General features: G+C 71.8%; 14 protein-coding genes. All 14 read left to right on the top strand.

Annotated elements, in window-relative coordinates:
* Positions 1–30: 30 nt before the first annotated feature.
* Positions 31–1,965 (top strand): peptidoglycan D,D-transpeptidase FtsI family protein, encoded by a 1,935-nt coding sequence (locus ACZ4A5_RS00840; protein ID WP_467576657.1) that lies wholly within the window; start codon positions 31–33, stop codon positions 1,963–1,965.
* 13 nt (positions 1,966–1,978) lie between these two features.
* Positions 1,979–3,679, top strand: a complete 1,701-nt coding sequence (locus tag ACZ4A5_RS00835; RefSeq protein ID WP_467576655.1) for a UDP-N-acetylmuramoyl-L-alanyl-D-glutamate--2,6-diaminopimelate ligase — start codon at positions 1,979–1,981, stop codon at positions 3,677–3,679.
* 65 nt (positions 3,680–3,744) lie between these two features.
* Positions 3,745–5,166, top strand: coding sequence for a UDP-N-acetylmuramoyl-tripeptide--D-alanyl-D-alanine ligase (locus ACZ4A5_RS00830; RefSeq protein ID WP_467576652.1), 1,422 nt, complete (start codon positions 3,745–3,747; stop codon positions 5,164–5,166).
* Positions 5,166–6,230, top strand: a complete 1,065-nt coding sequence (gene mraY, locus ACZ4A5_RS00825) for a phospho-N-acetylmuramoyl-pentapeptide-transferase (protein WP_361527074.1) — start codon at positions 5,166–5,168, stop codon at positions 6,228–6,230. The genes ACZ4A5_RS00830 and mraY overlap by 1 nt, the downstream gene beginning before the upstream one ends.
* The gene (gene murD / locus ACZ4A5_RS00820; protein WP_467576648.1) at positions 6,227–7,672 is read left to right on the top strand and encodes a UDP-N-acetylmuramoyl-L-alanine--D-glutamate ligase; all 1,446 of its coding nucleotides are present in this window, start codon (positions 6,227–6,229) and stop codon (positions 7,670–7,672) included. The genes mraY and murD overlap by 4 nt, the downstream gene beginning before the upstream one ends.
* A gap of 97 nt (positions 7,673–7,769) precedes the next feature.
* A complete protein-coding gene (ftsW, locus tag ACZ4A5_RS00815) occupies positions 7,770–9,164 on the top strand; it encodes a putative lipid II flippase FtsW (protein WP_467576645.1) in 1,395 nt (464 codons plus the stop codon).
* Between the two features lie 6 nt (positions 9,165–9,170).
* A complete protein-coding gene (murG, locus tag ACZ4A5_RS00810) occupies positions 9,171–10,265 on the top strand; it encodes an undecaprenyldiphospho-muramoylpentapeptide beta-N-acetylglucosaminyltransferase (RefSeq protein WP_398867240.1) in 1,095 nt (364 codons plus the stop codon).
* 29 nt (positions 10,266–10,294) lie between these two features.
* Complete coding sequence (locus ACZ4A5_RS00805) at positions 10,295–11,101, top strand: cell division protein FtsQ/DivIB (RefSeq protein WP_467576642.1); 807 nt, start codon at positions 10,295–10,297, stop codon at positions 11,099–11,101.
* A 241-nt stretch (positions 11,102–11,342) separates the two neighbouring features.
* Positions 11,343–12,584: a cell division protein FtsZ gene (gene ftsZ, locus ACZ4A5_RS00800; RefSeq protein ID WP_467576639.1), complete on the top strand. Its 1,242-nt coding sequence runs from the start codon at positions 11,343–11,345 to the stop codon at positions 12,582–12,584.
* Between the two features lie 23 nt (positions 12,585–12,607).
* A complete protein-coding gene (gene pgeF / locus ACZ4A5_RS00795) occupies positions 12,608–13,372 on the top strand; it encodes a peptidoglycan editing factor PgeF (RefSeq protein WP_467576636.1) in 765 nt (254 codons plus the stop codon).
* A complete protein-coding gene (locus tag ACZ4A5_RS00790; RefSeq protein ID WP_467576632.1) occupies positions 13,369–14,088 on the top strand; it encodes a YggS family pyridoxal phosphate-dependent enzyme in 720 nt (239 codons plus the stop codon). Before pgeF ends, ACZ4A5_RS00790 begins: the two co-directional genes overlap by 4 nt.
* A gap of 122 nt (positions 14,089–14,210) precedes the next feature.
* Complete coding sequence (locus tag ACZ4A5_RS00785; protein ID WP_087928499.1) at positions 14,211–14,813, top strand: cell division protein SepF; 603 nt, start codon at positions 14,211–14,213, stop codon at positions 14,811–14,813.
* A gap of 73 nt (positions 14,814–14,886) precedes the next feature.
* Positions 14,887–15,171: a YggT family protein gene (locus tag ACZ4A5_RS00780; RefSeq protein ID WP_361533925.1), complete on the top strand. Its 285-nt coding sequence runs from the start codon at positions 14,887–14,889 to the stop codon at positions 15,169–15,171.
* A 61-nt stretch (positions 15,172–15,232) separates the two neighbouring features.
* Complete coding sequence (locus ACZ4A5_RS00775; protein ID WP_398867235.1) at positions 15,233–16,420, top strand: DivIVA domain-containing protein; 1,188 nt, start codon at positions 15,233–15,235, stop codon at positions 16,418–16,420.
* Positions 16,421–16,534: the final 114 nt, after the last annotated feature.

Below are 16,534 nucleotides of genomic sequence, written 5' to 3'. Positions count from 1 at the left end.
GGCGCGGGCCGAAGCCGTGGCCGGTGCGTCATGACCGCCCCCAAGAACCCCAGACCGCCCCGGCAGTCCGGTGCCGCCCGCCGGAGCGTGCCCGGCCCCGCGCGGCCCGCCGCCCGGCCGCCCCGCCCCCGCGCCGGTACGCAGTCGCTGCGGCTCGGCAGCCCGCGCCCCCGGCTGCGACTGGTCGGCTTCGGACTCACCCTCGTCCTGCTCGCCTTCACCGTGCGGCTCCTGCAGGTGCAGGCCGTCGACGCGAGCGCGTACGCGGCCCGCGCCAACGTCAATCGCTACATCCCCGTCACCCTGGCGGCCGAGCGCGGTGCCATCACCGACCGCACCGGCGTGGACCTGGCCACCACCGTCGACGCGTACGACATCACCGCCGCGCCCGACCTGCTGACCCCCGAGCGGATCAAGGCCGACGGCGCCGCCCGGAAGGCCGCGGGCCTGCTCGCCCCGGTCCTCGACGAGCGCCCCGCGGTCCTGGAGCAGAAGCTCACCGCCAACCCCCGCTCGAAGTACGTCGTCCTCGCCCGCCAGCAGAGCCCCCAGGTCTGGAACCGGATCAAGGAGCTGAAGAAGACCTCCGCGCAGCAGGCGGCGAAGAAGAAGGGCGCCGACGTCCTCGCGGGCATCAACCGCGAACCCCACAGCAAGCGCGTCTATCCCAACGGCACCCTCGCCGCCGGGATACTGGGCTTCGTCAACGCCGGGGGCCGGGGCGGCGGCGGCATCGAGGCGCAGCTCGACAAGGAGCTCGCGGGCCGCGACGGCAAGCTCGTCTACGCCCAGTCCGGCGGCCGCCAGGTGCCCACCGGCGACGTCAAGGAACAGCCCGCCGTGCCCGGCTCCGACATCGAGCTGACCATCGACCGGGACATCCAGTGGGCGGCGCAGAACGCCATCACCCAGCAGGTGCAGGAGTCGCAGGCGGACCGCGGCTACGTCGTCGTCCAGGACACCCGCACCGGCGAGATCCTGGCGATGGCCAACGCCCCCGGCTACGACCCCAACGACCTCGCCCACGCCGACCGCGCCGCCCTCGGCAACGCCGCCCTCCAGGACGCCTACGAACCGGGCAGCGTCAGCAAGGTGATGACCATGGCGGCCGTCCTGGAGGAGGGCAAGGCCACCCCGGACACCCGGGTGGAGGTGCCCAACCGGCTGCTGCGCGCCGACCGGTCCTTCGCCGACGACATCGACCACGCCACCTGGCACCTCACGCTCAACGGCGTGCTCGCCAAGTCCAGCAACATCGGCACGATCCTCGCCTCCGAGCGGCTCGGCACCACCCAGGCGCAGGCCAATGAGGTGCTCGACTCCTACCTGCGGAAGTTCGGCATCGGGGCGCCCACGGGGCTCGGCTTCCCCGGCGAGACCCCGGGCATCCTGGCGAAGCCCGGCAAGTGGAGCGAGTCCCAGCAGTACACGATCCCGTTCGGCCAGGGCCTGTCCCTGAACGCCGTCCAGGCCGCCTCCGTCTACTCCACGATCGCGGCCGGCGGGCAGCGCGTGCAGCCCACCCTCGTCCGCGGCACCAAGGGCCCCGACGGCCGCTTCACCCCCGCCCCGGCGCCGGACCGGACCCGCGTCGTCAGCGCGAAGACCGCCCGGGAGCTGACGACCATGCTGGAGTCCGTCGTCGACGACCGGGAGGGCACCGGCACCAAGGCGAAGATCCCCGGCTACCGCGTCGCGGGCAAGACCGGCACGTCCAACCGGGTGGATCCGCGGACTGGCCGCTACCACGGCTACACCGCGTCCTTCGCCGGCTTCGCCCCCGCCGACCAGCCCCGGATCACCGTCTACTGCGCCATCCAGAACCCCACCAAGGGCAGTTACTTCGGCGGCCAGATCTGCGGTCCCGTCTACAAGCAGGTGATGGAGTTCGCGCTCAAGACCCTCCAGGTACCGCCGTCCGGCACCGAGCCCCCGCGGCTGCCGGTGAGCTACGACGGCCAGTGACCCGGAGCCAGGCGTGACGACGATCACCATGGATCACGGGAACCGCGGCGCGGTACGCCCCTCGCTTCGCGACGGGGCGGGTGCGCCCGGTACGCTCACCGCCGTGCCCCACGCTGATCAGTCCCACACCAGCCCCCAGGACGCCCCCGCCGTACAGCCCGTACAGCCGGGAGCGCCCCGCCCGACCCAGGTCCGCCCCGTGCCCCTCGCGGAGCTGGCCGGTCAGCTGGGCATTCCCGCTCCCGAGGCGCCCGGCGCGGCCGTCACCGGCATCACCCACGACTCGCGGGCCGTGCGCCAGGGCGACGTCTACGCCGCCCTGCCCGGCTCCCGCTTCCACGGCGCGGACTTCGCCGCCCAGGCCGCCGGCCTCGGCGCGGCGGCCGTGCTGACCGACCCGGCGGGCGCCGAGCGCGCCGCCGCCACCGGCCTGCCCGTCCTCACCGTCGACGACCCGCGCGGCCGGATGGGTGAGCTCGCGGCGACGATCTACGGGCAGCCGGGCCACGATCTGCTCCAGATCGGCATCACCGGCACCTCCGGCAAGACCACCACCGCGTACCTCATCGAGGGCGGCCTCAAGGCCCTCGGCGGTCTCACCGGCCTCATCGGCACGGTGGAGTCCCGCATCGGTGACGAGCGCATCAAGTCCGAGCGCACCACGCCCGAGGCCACCGACCTCCAGGCGCTCTTCGCGGTGATGCGCGAGCGCGGCGTCCGCTCGGTCGCCATGGAGGTCTCCAGCCACGCCCTGGTGCTCGGCCGGGTCGACGGCTGCGTCTTCGACGTCGCGGTCTTCAACAACCTCAGCCCGGAGCACATGGAGTTCCACTCCGGCATGGAGGACTACTTCCAGGCCAAGGCGGAGCTCTTCACCAAGGCCCGCAGCCGCGCCGGCGTCGTCAACCTCGACGACGAGTACGGCCGCCGCCTCGCCGAGGGCGCCTCCGAGGTGCCCGTGGTCACCTTCTCCGCCGAAGGCCACCCCGACGCCGACTGGCGCGCCGCGGACGTCGAGATCGGCGCCTTCGACTCGGCCTTCACCATCCTCGGGCCGAACGGCGAGTCCGTACGGGCCCGGTCCCCGCTGGCCGGCCCGTTCAACGTCGCCAACGCCCTCGCCGCCGTCACCGCCCTCGTCGTCGCCGGGGTCGACCCGCAGGCCGCCGCCGACGGCGTCGCCGCCGTGCCCGGCGTCCCCGGCCGCCTGGAGCGCGTCGACGCGGGCCAGCCCTATCTGGCCGTCGTCGACTACGCGCACAAGACGGACGCCGTCGAATCGGTTCTCCGCGCCCTGCGCAAGGTCGGCACCGGCCGGATCCACGCCGTGCTCGGCTGCGGCGGCGACCGCGACACCACCAAGCGCGCCCCCATGGGCGCCGCGCTGGCCCGGCTCGCCGACACCGCCGTGCTGACCTCGGACAACCCCCGCTCCGAGGATCCCCTCGCGATCCTCGCCACCATGCTCGCGGGCGCCGCCGAGGTGCCCGCCCACGAGCGCGGCACGGTCCTCCTCGCGGAGGAGCGCGCCGACGCCATCGCGGCCGCGGTCGCCCGCGCCGAACCCGGCGACACCGTCGTCGTCCTGGGCAAGGGTCACGAACAGGGCCAGGACATCGCCGGAGTCGTCCGGCCCTTCGACGACCGCCTGGTGCTGCGCGAGGCCATCGAGCGCCGCGACGCGGCCCCCACGCACCGGAACGACCAGGGATGACAGACCGCCATGCGCGCACAACCCTCCCCCCGGCAGCACTCCCGAACGGACGGAGGTAATTCCCAGTGATCGCTCTGTCCCTCGCCGAGATCGCCGCCATTGTCGGCGGGCAGCAGCACGACATACCGGACCCGGGCCGCACGGCCGACGGTCCGGTCGTGATCGACTCCCGTGAGGTACGCCCCGGCAGCCTCTTCGCCGCCCTGCCCGGCGACAACGTCGACGGCCACGACTACGCCGAGCGCGCGGTCGCCGCGGGCGCGGCGGCCGTCCTGGCCGCCCGCCCCGTCGGCGTCCCCGCCATCGTCGTCGACGACGTGGTGGCCGCCCTGGGCACGCTCGCGCGCGCCGTCGTGGAGCGGCTCGACGCCACCGTCGTCGCCCTCACCGGCTCCGCGGGCAAGACCAGCACCAAGGACCTCATCGCGCAGCTCCTGGAGCGCCTCGGCCCCACCGTCGGCCCGCCCGGCAACTTCAACAACGAGATCGGCCTGCCCCTCACCGCGCTGCGCGCGGACGCGGACACCCGCCACCTCGTGCTGGAGATGGGCGCCCGCGGCATCGGCCACATCCGCTACCTCGCCGAGCTCACCCCGCCGCGCATCGGCCTCGTCCTCAACGTCGGCACCGCCCACATCGGCGAGTTCGGCGGCCGGGAGCAGATCGCCCAGGCCAAGGGCGAGCTGGTCGAGGTGCTGCCGCCGGCCGCGGAGGGCGGCGTCGCCGTGCTCAACGCCGACGACCCGCTCGTGCGCGCCATGAGCAGCCGCACCAAGGCACGCACGGTCCTCTTCGGCGAGTCCGCCGACGCCGACGTGCGCGCCGAGAACGTCCGCCTCACAGCGACCGGACAGCCCGCCTTCACGCTTCACACACCCACCGGGTGCGGGGACGTGACCATGCGGCTGTACGGTGAGCACCACGTGTCGAACGCGCTCGCCGCCGCCGCCGTCGCCCATGAGCTGGGCATGCCCGCGCACCGGATCGCCACCGCGCTTTCCGAGGCCGGCCAGCTCTCCCGCTGGCGGATGGAGGTCACCGAGCGTGCGGACGGCGTGACGATCGTCAACGACGCCTACAACGCGAACCCCGAATCCATGCGAGCCGCGCTGCGCGCGCTGGCCGCCATGGGACAGGCCGCCACGGCGAAGGGGGGCCGCACGTGGGCCGTGCTCGGTCAGATGGCCGAGCTCGGTGACGACGCGCTCGCCGAGCACGACGCGGTCGGACGGCTCGCCGTCCGGCTCAACGTCAGCAAGCTCGTGGCAGTCGGGGGCAGGGAAGCGGCCTGGCTGCAGATGGGCGCCTATAACGAGGGTTCGTGGGGTGAGGAGTCGGTGCACGTGTCCGACGCGCAGGCGGCGGTCGACCTGTTGCGCAGCGAGCTGCGACCGGGTGACGTCGTGCTGTTGAAGGCGTCCAGGTCGGCGGGGCTGGAGCGGGTCGCCGCGGCGCTGCTCGCCGGCGAGGGCGAGGGTGCCCGCTGATGAACCAGATCCTCTTCGCGGGTGTCATCGGTCTCTTCCTGACCCTGGTCGGCACCCCGCTGCTGATCAAGTTCCTGGCGCGCAAGGGCTACGGCCAGTTCATCCGTGACGACGGCCCGCGCGGCCACGCCGGGAAGAAGGGCACGCCCACCATGGGTGGCATCGCCTTCATCCTGGCCACGCTCATCGCGTACGCCGTCACCAAGGTCATCACCAGCAAGGAGCCGACGACGTCGGGCCTGCTGGTGCTGTTCCTGACGGCGGGCATGGGCCTCGTCGGCTTCCTCGACGACTACATCAAGATCGTCAAGCAGCGGAGCCTGGGCCTGCGCGCCAAGGCGAAGATGGCCGGCCAGCTGATCGTCGGCATCGCCTTCGCCGTACTGGCGCTCCAGTTCGCCGACACCCGCGGGCAGACCCCGGCCTCCACCCGGCTCTCCTTCACCCAGGACTTCGGCTGGTCCATCGGCCCGGTCATCTTCGTGGTGTGGGCGCTGTTCATGATCCTCGCGATGTCGAACGGCGTGAACCTCACCGACGGCCTCGACGGCCTCGCCACCGGCGCCTCGGTGATGGTCTTCGGCGCGTACGTCTTCATCGGCACCTGGCAGCACGGCCAGTGGTGCGGCAACTCGGTGACCGCCGACGCGGCCTGTTACGAGGTGCGCGACCCGCTCGACCTGGCCGTCGTCGCCTCGGCCCTGATGGGCTCCTGCTTCGGCTTCCTGTGGTGGAACACCTCGCCGGCCAAGATCTTCATGGGTGACACCGGCTCGCTCGCCCTCGGCGGCGCGCTCGCGGGTCTGGCGATCTGCTCCCGCACCGAGCTGCTGCTCGCGCTCCTGGGCGGCCTGTTCGTCCTCATCACGATGTCCGTGGTCATCCAGGTCGGCTCCTTCCGGATGACCGGCAAGCGCGTCTTCCGCATGGCCCCGCTCCAGCACCACTTCGAACTCAAGGGGTGGAGCGAAGTCCTTGTGGTGGTCAGGTTCTGGATCATCCAGGGCCTGTGCGTCGCCGTCGGACTCGGAATCTTCTACGCCGGATGGTTGGCCATCAAGTGACCCCCGCCCCGAACAGCACGGACTGGACCGGCAAGCACATCACCGTCGCCGGCCTCGGCGTGAGCGGCGTCAGCGCCGCCCGCGCCCTGGCCGGCCTCGGCGCCCGGGTGACCGTCGTGGACGGCGGCGACAGCGAGGCGCTGCGCGAGCGCGCCGCCGAGCTGGAGGCGCGGGGCATCACCGTCCGCCTCGCGGACGCCGCCACCCTGCCCGAGGGCACCGCGCTGGTCGTCACCTCGCCCGGCTGGAAGCCCGACAGCCCGCTCTTCGCGGCAGCGGCCGAGGCGGGCGTCGACGTGGTCGGCGACGTCGAGATCGCCTGGCGGCTGCGCGGCGAGGGCGCCGCGCCGTGGCTCGCGGTCACCGGCACCAACGGCAAGACCACGACCGTCCAGATGCTCGCCTCCATCCTGGAGGCCGCCGGCCTGCGCACCGCCGCCGTGGGCAACATCGGCACCCCGATCATCGACGTGGTGCTCTCGGAGGAGCCCTACGACGTCCTCGCCGTCGAGCTCTCCAGCTACCAGCTGCACTGGGCGCCCTCGGTGCGCGCCCACTCCGCGGCCGTCCTCAACCTCGCGCCCGACCACCTCGACTGGCACGGCTCCATGCAGGCGTACGCCGCCGACAAGGGCCGCGTCTACGAGGGCAACCGGATCGCCTGCGTCTACAACGTGGCCGACCCCCGCACCGAGCAGCTGGTTCTCGAGGCGGACGTCGAGGAGGGCTGCCGCGCCATCGGCTTCACCCTCGGCCCGCCCGGCCTGTCCATGCTCGGCGTCGTCGACGGCATCCTCGTCGACCGGGCCTTCGTCGCGGACCGGCAGAAGAACGCCCAGGAGCTCGCCGAGGTCTCCGACATCAAGCCGGCGGCCCCGCACAACATCGCCAACGCCCTCGCGGCCGCCGCCCTCGCCCGCGCCTTCGGCGTCGAGCCCGCGGCCGTACGGGACGGGCTGCGCGCCTTCCGCCCGGACGCCCACCGCATCGCCCATGTCGCCGACGTCGACGGCGTCGCCTACGTGGACGACTCCAAGGCCACCAACACCCACGCCGCCCAGGCGTCCCTGGCGGCCTACGACTCGATCGTGTGGATCGCGGGCGGTCTCGCCAAGGGCGCCACCTTCGACGACCTCGTCGCCGGGTCCGCCGAGCGGCTGCGCGGCGTCGTCCTCATCGGCGCCGACCGGGCCCTGATCGCGCAAGCGCTGGCGCGACACGCCCCGGATGTCCCGGTGGTCGACCTCGACCGGACCGACACTGGGGCGATGGCCGCGGCGGTCCAGGAGGCCGCGCGGCTCGCCGGCCCGGGGGACACCGTACTCATGGCCCCGGCCTGCGCCTCGATGGATATGTTCGTCAACTACAACAAGCGCGGCGAGGCATTCGCCGAGGCGGTCCGGGCCCTGGGCCCGGAGCCGGGCCGCGGCACGGAGCGGTAGCCGCACGGTCCCCACGGCCCGGCACCGGCCCCTGGGCCGGTCCGGGCCCCGGCGGCGTGACCGGGCGGCGCCGGAGACCAGCGAAGGGGACACCCGGATGCACGCGGACGACATCGCGAGGCCGCCCGGCGCCTGGACGGCCCTGCGCGGCCCCGTCGCGCGCTCCCGCACCGCGGGGACGGCCCGCCCGCGCCCCGCCGCGGGCCGTGGGCGCACCGGCGGCCCCCGCGGGCCCCGCCCGCCCCGCGGCTCCCTGCTGGGCGGCCTGCGGACCCTCCACAGCCGCGCGAAGCGGGCCTGGGACCGCCCTCTGACGGCGTATTACCTCGTCCTCGGCGGCTCCCTGCTGATCATCGTCCTCGGCCTGGTGATGGTCTACTCCGCGTCCCAGATCAAGGCACTGCAGAACGGCCTGCCCCCCAGCTTCTTCTTCCGCAAGCAGTTGCTGGCCGCCGCCATCGGCGCCGTGCTGCTGCTCGCGGCCGCGCGGATGCCCGTGAAACTGCTGCGGGCCTTCGCCTACCCCGCGCTCGCCGGCTCGCTCTTCCTGCTCTGCCTGGTCCAGGTGCCCGGCATCGGCGAGACCATCAACGGCAACACCAACTGGATCGCCCTGGGGGGCCCCTTCCAGATACAGCCCAGTGAGTTCGCCAAGCTGGCGCTGGTGCTGTGGGGCGCCGACCTGCTCGCCCGCAAACAGGCCAAGAAGCTGCTCACCCAGTGGAAGCACCTGCTCGTGCCCCTGGTGCCCGTCACCTTCGTGCTGCTCGGGCTCATCATGCTGGGCGGTGACATGGGGACCACCGTCGTCCTCACCGCGGTGCTGCTGGGGCTGCTGTGGATCGCGGGCGCCCCCACCCGGCTCTTCTCCGGGGTGTTCGTCGTCACCGCCCTGCTCGCGGTGCTGTTCATCAAGACCAGTGCCAATCGCATGTCCCGCCTCGCCTGCATCGGCGCGACCGACCCCGGCACCAACGACCAGTGCTGGCAGGCCGTGCACGGAATCTACGCGCTGGCCAACGGCGGCTGGTTCGGTGCGGGCCTCGGTGCGAGCGTGGAGAAATGGGGCGAACTACCGGAACCTCACACCGACTTCATCTTCGCCATCACCGGCGAGGAGCTCGGTCTGGCGGGGACGCTGTCCGTGCTCGCCCTCTTCGCGGCTCTAGGCTATGCGGGTATCCGCGTGGCCGGACGCACGGAGGACCCCTTCGTGAGGTACGCCGCGGGAGGTGTGACCACCTGGATCATGGCTCAGGCCGTGGTCAACATCGGTGCGGTGCTCGGCCTGCTGCCGATCGCCGGTGTCCCCCTGCCGCTGTTCTCCTACGGAGGGTCCGCCCTGCTGCCGACCATGTTCGCCATCGGACTGCTGATCGCCTTCGCGCGCGACGAACCCGGTGCGCGGGCGGCACTGGCCATGCGGCAGCCTGGGGTGAGATGGAAGACGATGAGACGGCGCGTCAAGAAGCGACCGTCCGGAGAGCGGTGAATTTCGGTGCATGTCGTACTCGCCGGCGGGGGGACCGCCGGCCACATCGAGCCCGCGCTCGCCCTCGCGGACGCCCTGCGCAGGCAGGACCCGACCGTGGGGATCACGGCGCTCGGCACGGAGCGGGGTCTGGAGACCCGGCTCGTGCCCGAGCGGGGCTATGAGCTGGGCCTGATCCCCGCCGTACCTCTGCCGCGCAAGCCCACACCCGAGCTGATCACCGTCCCCGGGCGGCTGCGCGGCACGATCAAGGCCGCCGAGCAGATCCTGGAGCGCACCAAGGCGGACTGCGTGGTCGGCTTCGGCGGCTATGTGGCGCTGCCCGGCTATCTGGCCGCCAAGCGGCTCGGCGTGCCGATCATCGTGCACGAGGCCAACGCGCGCCCCGGCCTGGCCAACAAGATCGGCTCGCGCTACGCGGCCGGCGTCGCGGTCTCCACGCCGGACAGCAAGCTGCGCAACGCCCGCTACGTGGGCATCCCGCTGCGCCGCACCATCGCCACCCTCGACCGCGGCGCGGCCCGGCCGGAGGCGCGGGCGTATTTCGGGCTCGACCCCAACCTGCCCACGCTGCTGGTCTCCGGCGGTTCGCAGGGCGCCCGCAGGCTGAACGAGGTCATCCAGACCGTCGCCCCGGCGCTCCAGCGCTCCGGCATCCAGATCCTGCACGCGGTCGGCCCGAAGAACGACCTGCCGCGCGCGGACAACATGCCCGGTATGCCGCCCTACGTCCCGGTACCGTACGTGGACCGGATGGATCTCGCGTACGCCGCGGCCGACATGATGCTCTGCCGCGCGGGTGCGATGACCGTCGCCGAGCTGTCCGCCGTCGGGCTGCCGGCCGCCTACGTCCCGCTGCCCATCGGCAACGGCGAACAGCGGCTCAACGCCCAGCCGGTGGTCAAGGCGGGCGGCGGCCTGCTGGTCGACGACGCCGAGCTGAGCCCCGAGTGGGTGCAGAGCCAGGTGCTCCCGGTGCTCGCCGACCCGCACCGGCTGTACGCGATGTCCCGCGCCGCCTCCGAGTTCGGGCGCCGCGACGCCGACGAGCTGCTGGTCGGCATGGTCTACGAGGCGATTGCCGCACGCAGAGCGGGCTGAGGCCCGTAGGAGCAGGAGGCTAGGGGAGCGTGGCCGGACCGACGACCGCTCAGCGCGGTGGCTCGAAGAGCAAGAACGCGAAGAGCGGGAGGCCGGTGCGGTCCGGCCCCTCCCGGCCCGCCGCCGAGCGCCCCCCGCGCCGCCGCAGGATCCTCTTCTGGGTGATCGCGGCCACGTTCGTCGTCTCCGCCGCCGCCTGGGCGCTCTACGGCTCCAGCTGGCTGCGCGCGTCGCGGGTGGACGTCAGCGGCGCGCGCGTGCTGACCCCCGAAGAGGTACGCGCGGCCGCCGAGGTCCCGCTCGGCGAGCCCCTGATCTCCGTGGACACCGACGCCATCGCCGGCCGGCTGCGCGAGGCGCTGCCCAGGATCGACACCGTCACCGTCGAACGGTCCTGGCCGCGCACGATCGGCCTGAAAGTGGTCGAGCGGCAGCCCAGGGCGATCGTCGAAAAGGGCGGAAAGTTCATCGAGATCGACGGTACGGGCGTGCGCTTCGCCACAGTCGATCACGCCCCCCAGGGCGTCCCGCGGCTGTCCCTGGAGGCCGCGGACTCGCCCAGCCTGCGGCGGTTCGGCACCGGGCGCCTGGAGCGCGAGGGCGTGCGCGTGGCCGAGTCGCTGCCCGCCGCGGTGCGCGCGGACACCCGCGTCATCCACGTACGCTCGTACGACTCCATCACCCTCGATCTGACGGGCGGTCGGACGGTGGTCTGGGGGAGTGGTGAGCGGGGCGACGCGAAAGCCCGTACGCTCACGGCATTGCTGAAGGCGGCGCGGGGTGCCGACCACTTCGATGTCAGCGCCCCCAGCGCTCCGGCGGCATCCGGGAGTTGACGGGCCGAAGGGTCGGCCAGCACCCTGACTGGCTACGGCTATGGGTGATCACATAGGGTGAAAAGAAAAACGGGAGGTTCGGCGTGTTCGTTGAACACGCGCCACTTGTCGACTTAGTGTCCTGTTCGGAGAACCCCAGCGAACAGCGGCACCGGTAACCCTAAACTTCACGTTGAGGGTTCGGGTCGGCATTGAGAACCGTCCCCCAGGCATACGTAACTCGAGGCGAGAGGCCTTCGACGTGGCAGCACCGCAGAACTACCTCGCAGTCATCAAGGTCGTCGGCATCGGCGGCGGTGGCGTGAACGCCATCAACCGGATGATCGAGGTCGGTCTCAAGGGCGTCGAGTTCATCGCGATCAATACCGATGCGCAGGCCCTGCTGATGAGCGACGCCGACGTCAAGCTCGACGTCGGCCGGGAGCTCACCCGCGGCCTCGGCGCCGGCGCCAACCCCGATGTCGGCCGCAAGGCGGCCGAGGACCACCGCGAGGAGATCGAGGAGGTCCTCAAGGGGGCCGACATGGTCTTCGTGACCGCGGGCGAGGGCGGCGGCACCGGCACCGGTGGCGCCCCCGTCGTCGCCAACATCGCCCGCTCGCTGGGCGCCCTGACGATCGGTGTGGTCACCCGGCCGTTCACCTTCGAGGGCCGCCGCCGCGCGAACCAGGCGGAGGACGGCATCGCGGGTCTGCGCGACGAGGTCGACACCCTCATCGTGATCCCCAATGACCGGCTCCTGTCCATCTCGGACCGTCAGGTGAGCGTGCTCGACGCGTTCAAGTCGGCGGACCAGGTGCTGCTGTCGGGTGTCCAGGGCATCACCGACCTCATCACCACCCCCGGCCTGATCAACCTCGACTTCGCCGACGTCAAGTCCGTGATGTCCGAGGCCGGATCGGCGCTCATGGGCATCGGCTCGGCCCGCGGCGACGACCGCGCCGTGGCCGCCGCGGAGATGGCGATCTCCTCGCCGCTCCTGGAGGCGTCCATCGACGGCGCCCGCGGTGTGCTGCTCTCCATCTCCGGCGGCTCCGACCTCGGTCTCTTCGAGATCAACGAGGCGGCACAGCTGGTGAGCGAGGCCGCCCACCCCGAGGCCAACATCATCTTCGGCGCGGTCATCGACGACGCCCTCGGCGACGAGGTGCGGGTCACGGTCATCGCCGCCGGCTTCGACGGCGGGCAGCCGCCGGCCAAGGGCAGCCGCGACAAGGTGCTCGGCTCCTCCTACGGCAACGGCCGCGAGGAGAGCACCGCGTCGGCCGCGGCCCCGCGCCAGAGCACTCCGGCCGAGCCGGTCCGCTCCTCCTTCGGCGGTCTCGGCAATGTGACCCCGCGCACCGAGGAGCCCCCGGCCACCGACCCGTCGCCGGTGGGCGAGGTCCCCCCGCCGCCGGTCTCCTCCCCGCAGGTCCCGCCGGCCCGGCCGTACCAGGACTCGACCGCCGAGGAACTCGACGTCCCGGACTTCCTCAAGTAGGACCCGCGAGTGAGCGGCCCAAAGTGATAGGGCATCAACACGCAGTGACATCCGAACAGCACGCGAGCGGCGCGCACTTCGCCTTCACCGACAGGTGGGGCGGGGTGAGCGCCGCTCCGTATGACGAGCTCAACCTGGGCGGCGCGGTCGGTGACGACCCCGCCGCCGTGCGGACCAACCGGGAGCGGGCGGCCAAGTCGCTCGGCCTGGACCCGGCGGCGGTCGTCTGGATGAACCAGGTGCACGGCCGGGACGTGGCCGTGGTCGACGGGCCGTGGGGCGTGAGCGGCACCGCGGAGATCCCGGCCGTCGACGCGGTCGTGACGGCCCGTCGGGGCCTCGCCCTCGCCGTGCTGACCGCGGACTGCACCCCGGTGCTGCTGGCCGACCCGGTCGCCGGGGTCGCGGGCGCGGCCCACGCCGGCCGCCCGGGACTGGTCGCCGGGGTCGTCCCCGCCGTCGTCGAGGCGATGACCGGGCTGGGCGCCGACCCCGCCCGGATCATCGCCCACATCGGCCCCTCGGTCTGCGGCTTCTGCTATGAGGTGCCCGAGGCGATGCGCTCCGAGGTCGCCGCGGCCGTGCCGGAAGCCTGGGCCACCACCCGCAAGGGCACCCCGGCGGTGGACGTCGCCGCGGGGGTTTGTGCCCAGTTGCACCGAGTCGGCGTGAATGTCAGCGGACAATCTCACATTTGCACGCTGGAGTCGGCAGACCACTTCTCGTACCGACGCGAGCACACCACGGGGCGGCTCGCGAGCTATGTCTGGTTGGACGCTGAGCTGTGACGGACCGCAAGACGGAACTGGCCGCGAACCTGGCGCGCGTGGAGGAACGTATCTCCGCGGCGTGCGCCGCTGCCGGGCGCAAGCGTGAAGACGTGACCCTCGTCGTGGTCACCAAGACCTACCCCGCGAGCGATGTGCGCCTGCTCGCGGAGCTGGGGGTCCGGCACGTCGCGGAGAACCGCGACCAGGACGCCGCCCCCAAGGCCGCCGAGTGCGCGGATCTGCCACTGACCTGGCACTTCGTCGGACAATTGCAGACGAACAAGGTCCGTTCGGTGGTGAGTTATGCCGATGTGGTGCACTCTGTCGACCGAATCAGACTGGTCACCTCCCTCTCCGCGGCCGCCGTCCGCGCCGGCCGCGAGCTGGACTGCCTGATCCAGGTGGCTCTTGACGCCGAGTCGGGAGAGCGCGGGGACCGTGGCGGTGTCGCACCCGACGGGGTCGCCGAACTCGCCCACGCGATCGCGGCCGCCGAAGGGCTGCGCCCCGCCGGTCTGATGACGGTCGCTCCGCTCGCCGGCCCTTACGCGGGACGGCCCCGGGCGGCATTCGACCGGCTGATGGAAATCTCAACGGGCCTGCGCGCGGCCCATCCTGCTGCGAACATGGTGTCAGCAGGGATGAGCGCGGACCTGGATGACGCCGTGGCAGCCGGGGCGACACATGTACGTGTCGGATCGGCGGTACTCGGAGTCCGACCCGGGCTCGGGTAACGTCGCCAAGAAGTCGGACCACAGCAGAAAATATGGTCAATCCCACCAAAAGGCGGGCAGGCCAAGTGGATCCAAGGCGCCGTTGACGGAGCCGATCCACCACAGAGCGGAGGACGCAGAGAATGGCCGGCGCGATGCGCAAGATGGCGGTCTACCTCGGCCTCGTGGAGGACGATGGGTACGACGGCCCGGGGTTCGACCCCGATGACGAGTTCGAGCCCGAGCCGGAGCCCGACCGACGCAGGCAGCAGCATCAGTCCCAACAGACGCAACCGGACGAACCGGTTCGAGTCGCCCAGCCGCCGGCACAGCGCGAACCCGCTCCGCTCGTAGCGGAAACGGGACGACCCGCCCGAATCGCCCCCGTGGCGTCCATCACACCCGAACGCCACTCTCTGGAGAAGAACGCACCGGTGATCATGCCCAAGGTTGTGTCCGAGCGGGAGCCCTACCGCATCACCACATTGCACCCCCGGACCTACAACGAGGCCCGTACCATCGGGGAACACTTCCGCGAGGGCACCCCGGTGATCATGAATCTGACGGAGATGGACGACACGGACGCGAAGCGGCTGGTCGACTTCGCCGCCGGTCTCGTCTTCGGACTCCACGGCAGCATCGAGCGGGTGACGCAGAAGGTGTTCCTGCTGTCTCCTGCTAACGTCGATGTCACGGCGGAGGACAAGGCCCGCATCGCAGAGGGTGGGTTCTTCAATCAGAGCTGAGACGCAAAACCGGTCATTGCCGGATGAATGACGGCCCGACAGGCCGGGTACGAAGGGGAGAGGGAAGCGCGAGATGAGCATCGCACTACAGGTGATCTACATCGCGCTGTACTGCTTCCTGTTCGTACTCATCTTCCGGCTGGTGATGGATTACGTCTTCCAGTTCGCACGCTCATGGCAACCCGGTAAGGCGATGGTGGTCGTCCTTGAGGCCACCTACACTGTCACCGATCCGCCACTCAAGCTTCTGCGGCGGGTCATCCCGCCGCTGCGTCTCGGGGGCGTGGCGCTCGACCTGTCCTTCTTCGTACTGATGATCATCGTCTACATCCTGATCACCGTCGTGAGCCGGCTGTGAACGCGGCTGTGAACGATACGGTCTTGCCGATTGCCGACGACTACGTTGAGGTGAAGAAGAGATGCCGTTGACCCCCGAGGACGTGCGGAACAAGCAGTTCACGACCGTCCGTCTCCGAGAAGGCTATGACGAGGACGAGGTCGATGCCTTTCTGGACGAGGTCGAGGCCGAACTGACCCGACTGCTCCGGGAGAACGAGGACCTGCGCGCCAAGCTGGCCGCCGCCACGCGTGCCGCCGCGCAGAACCAGCAGCAGGGAATGCGCAAACCGGAGCCGCAGGACCAGCGACCCGGCGCGCCGGTGCCCGCTGCCATATCCGGACCGCAGCCGGTGCCGCAGCAACAGCAGATGGGCGGCCCGCCGCAGCTGCCGGGCGGTGCCCCGCAGCTTCCGGCAGGCCCCGGCGGTCACGGCCACGGTCCCCAGGGCCCGCACGGTCCCGGCCCGATGGGACAGAACGGTCCGATGGGTGGCCCGATGGGCGGCCCCATGGGACAGAACGGCCCGATGGGGCAGAACGGCATGGGCCAGAACGGCCCCATGGGTCAGAACCCCATGGGCCAGAACGGTCCGATGGGCGGCCCCGGCCCCCAGCTGCCCCAGCCGGGTCAGGGACCGGGCGGTGACAGCGCCGCGCGTGTGCTGTCGCTCGCTCAGCAGACCGCCGACCAGGCGATCGCGGAGGCCCGTTCCGAGGCCAACAAGATCGTCGGCGAGGCGCGCAGCCGGGCCGAGGGTCTGGAGCGGGACGCCCGCGCCAAGGCCGACGCCCTGGAGCGGGACGCGCAGGAGAAGCACCGTGTCGCGATGGGCTCCCTGGAGTCCGCCCGCGCCACGCTGGAGCGCAAGGTCGAGGACCTGCGCGGCTTCGAGCGCGAGTACCGCACGCGTCTGAAGTCCTACCTGGAGAGCCAGCTGCGTCAGCTGGAGAACCAGGCGGACGACTCGCTGGCCCCCCCGCGCAACCCCAACACCCCGTCGCTGCCCGCGGCCCCGTCGATGAGCGGGTCCATGGCCTCGGCAGGTGCGGGCATGGGTGGCCACAGCATGGGCGGCAACCCGTCCATGGGCGGTAACACCTCCATGGGTGGCAACACCTCGATGGGTGCCCCGTCCTACGGCGGTCAGCAGCAGATGTCCCCGGCGATGACCCAGCCGATGGCACCGGTGCGGCCGCAGGGTCAGCAGCCGATGCAGCAGGCGCCGTCGCCGATGCGCGGCTTCCTGATCGACGAGGACGACAACTAAGCCGCGGCGCCGCCGTCGGCAATCAGCGGGCCGGGGGGGGGGGGGGGGGGGGGGGGGGGGGGGGGGTGGATGATGGTTCTCTTCTTGCTCCCTCTTCCCTCTTGTTGCTCTCTG

It is taken from the genome of Streptomyces sp. NPDC025618 (assembly GCF_055558795.1).
This window is presented reverse-complemented; position numbering and strand designations above follow the sequence as displayed.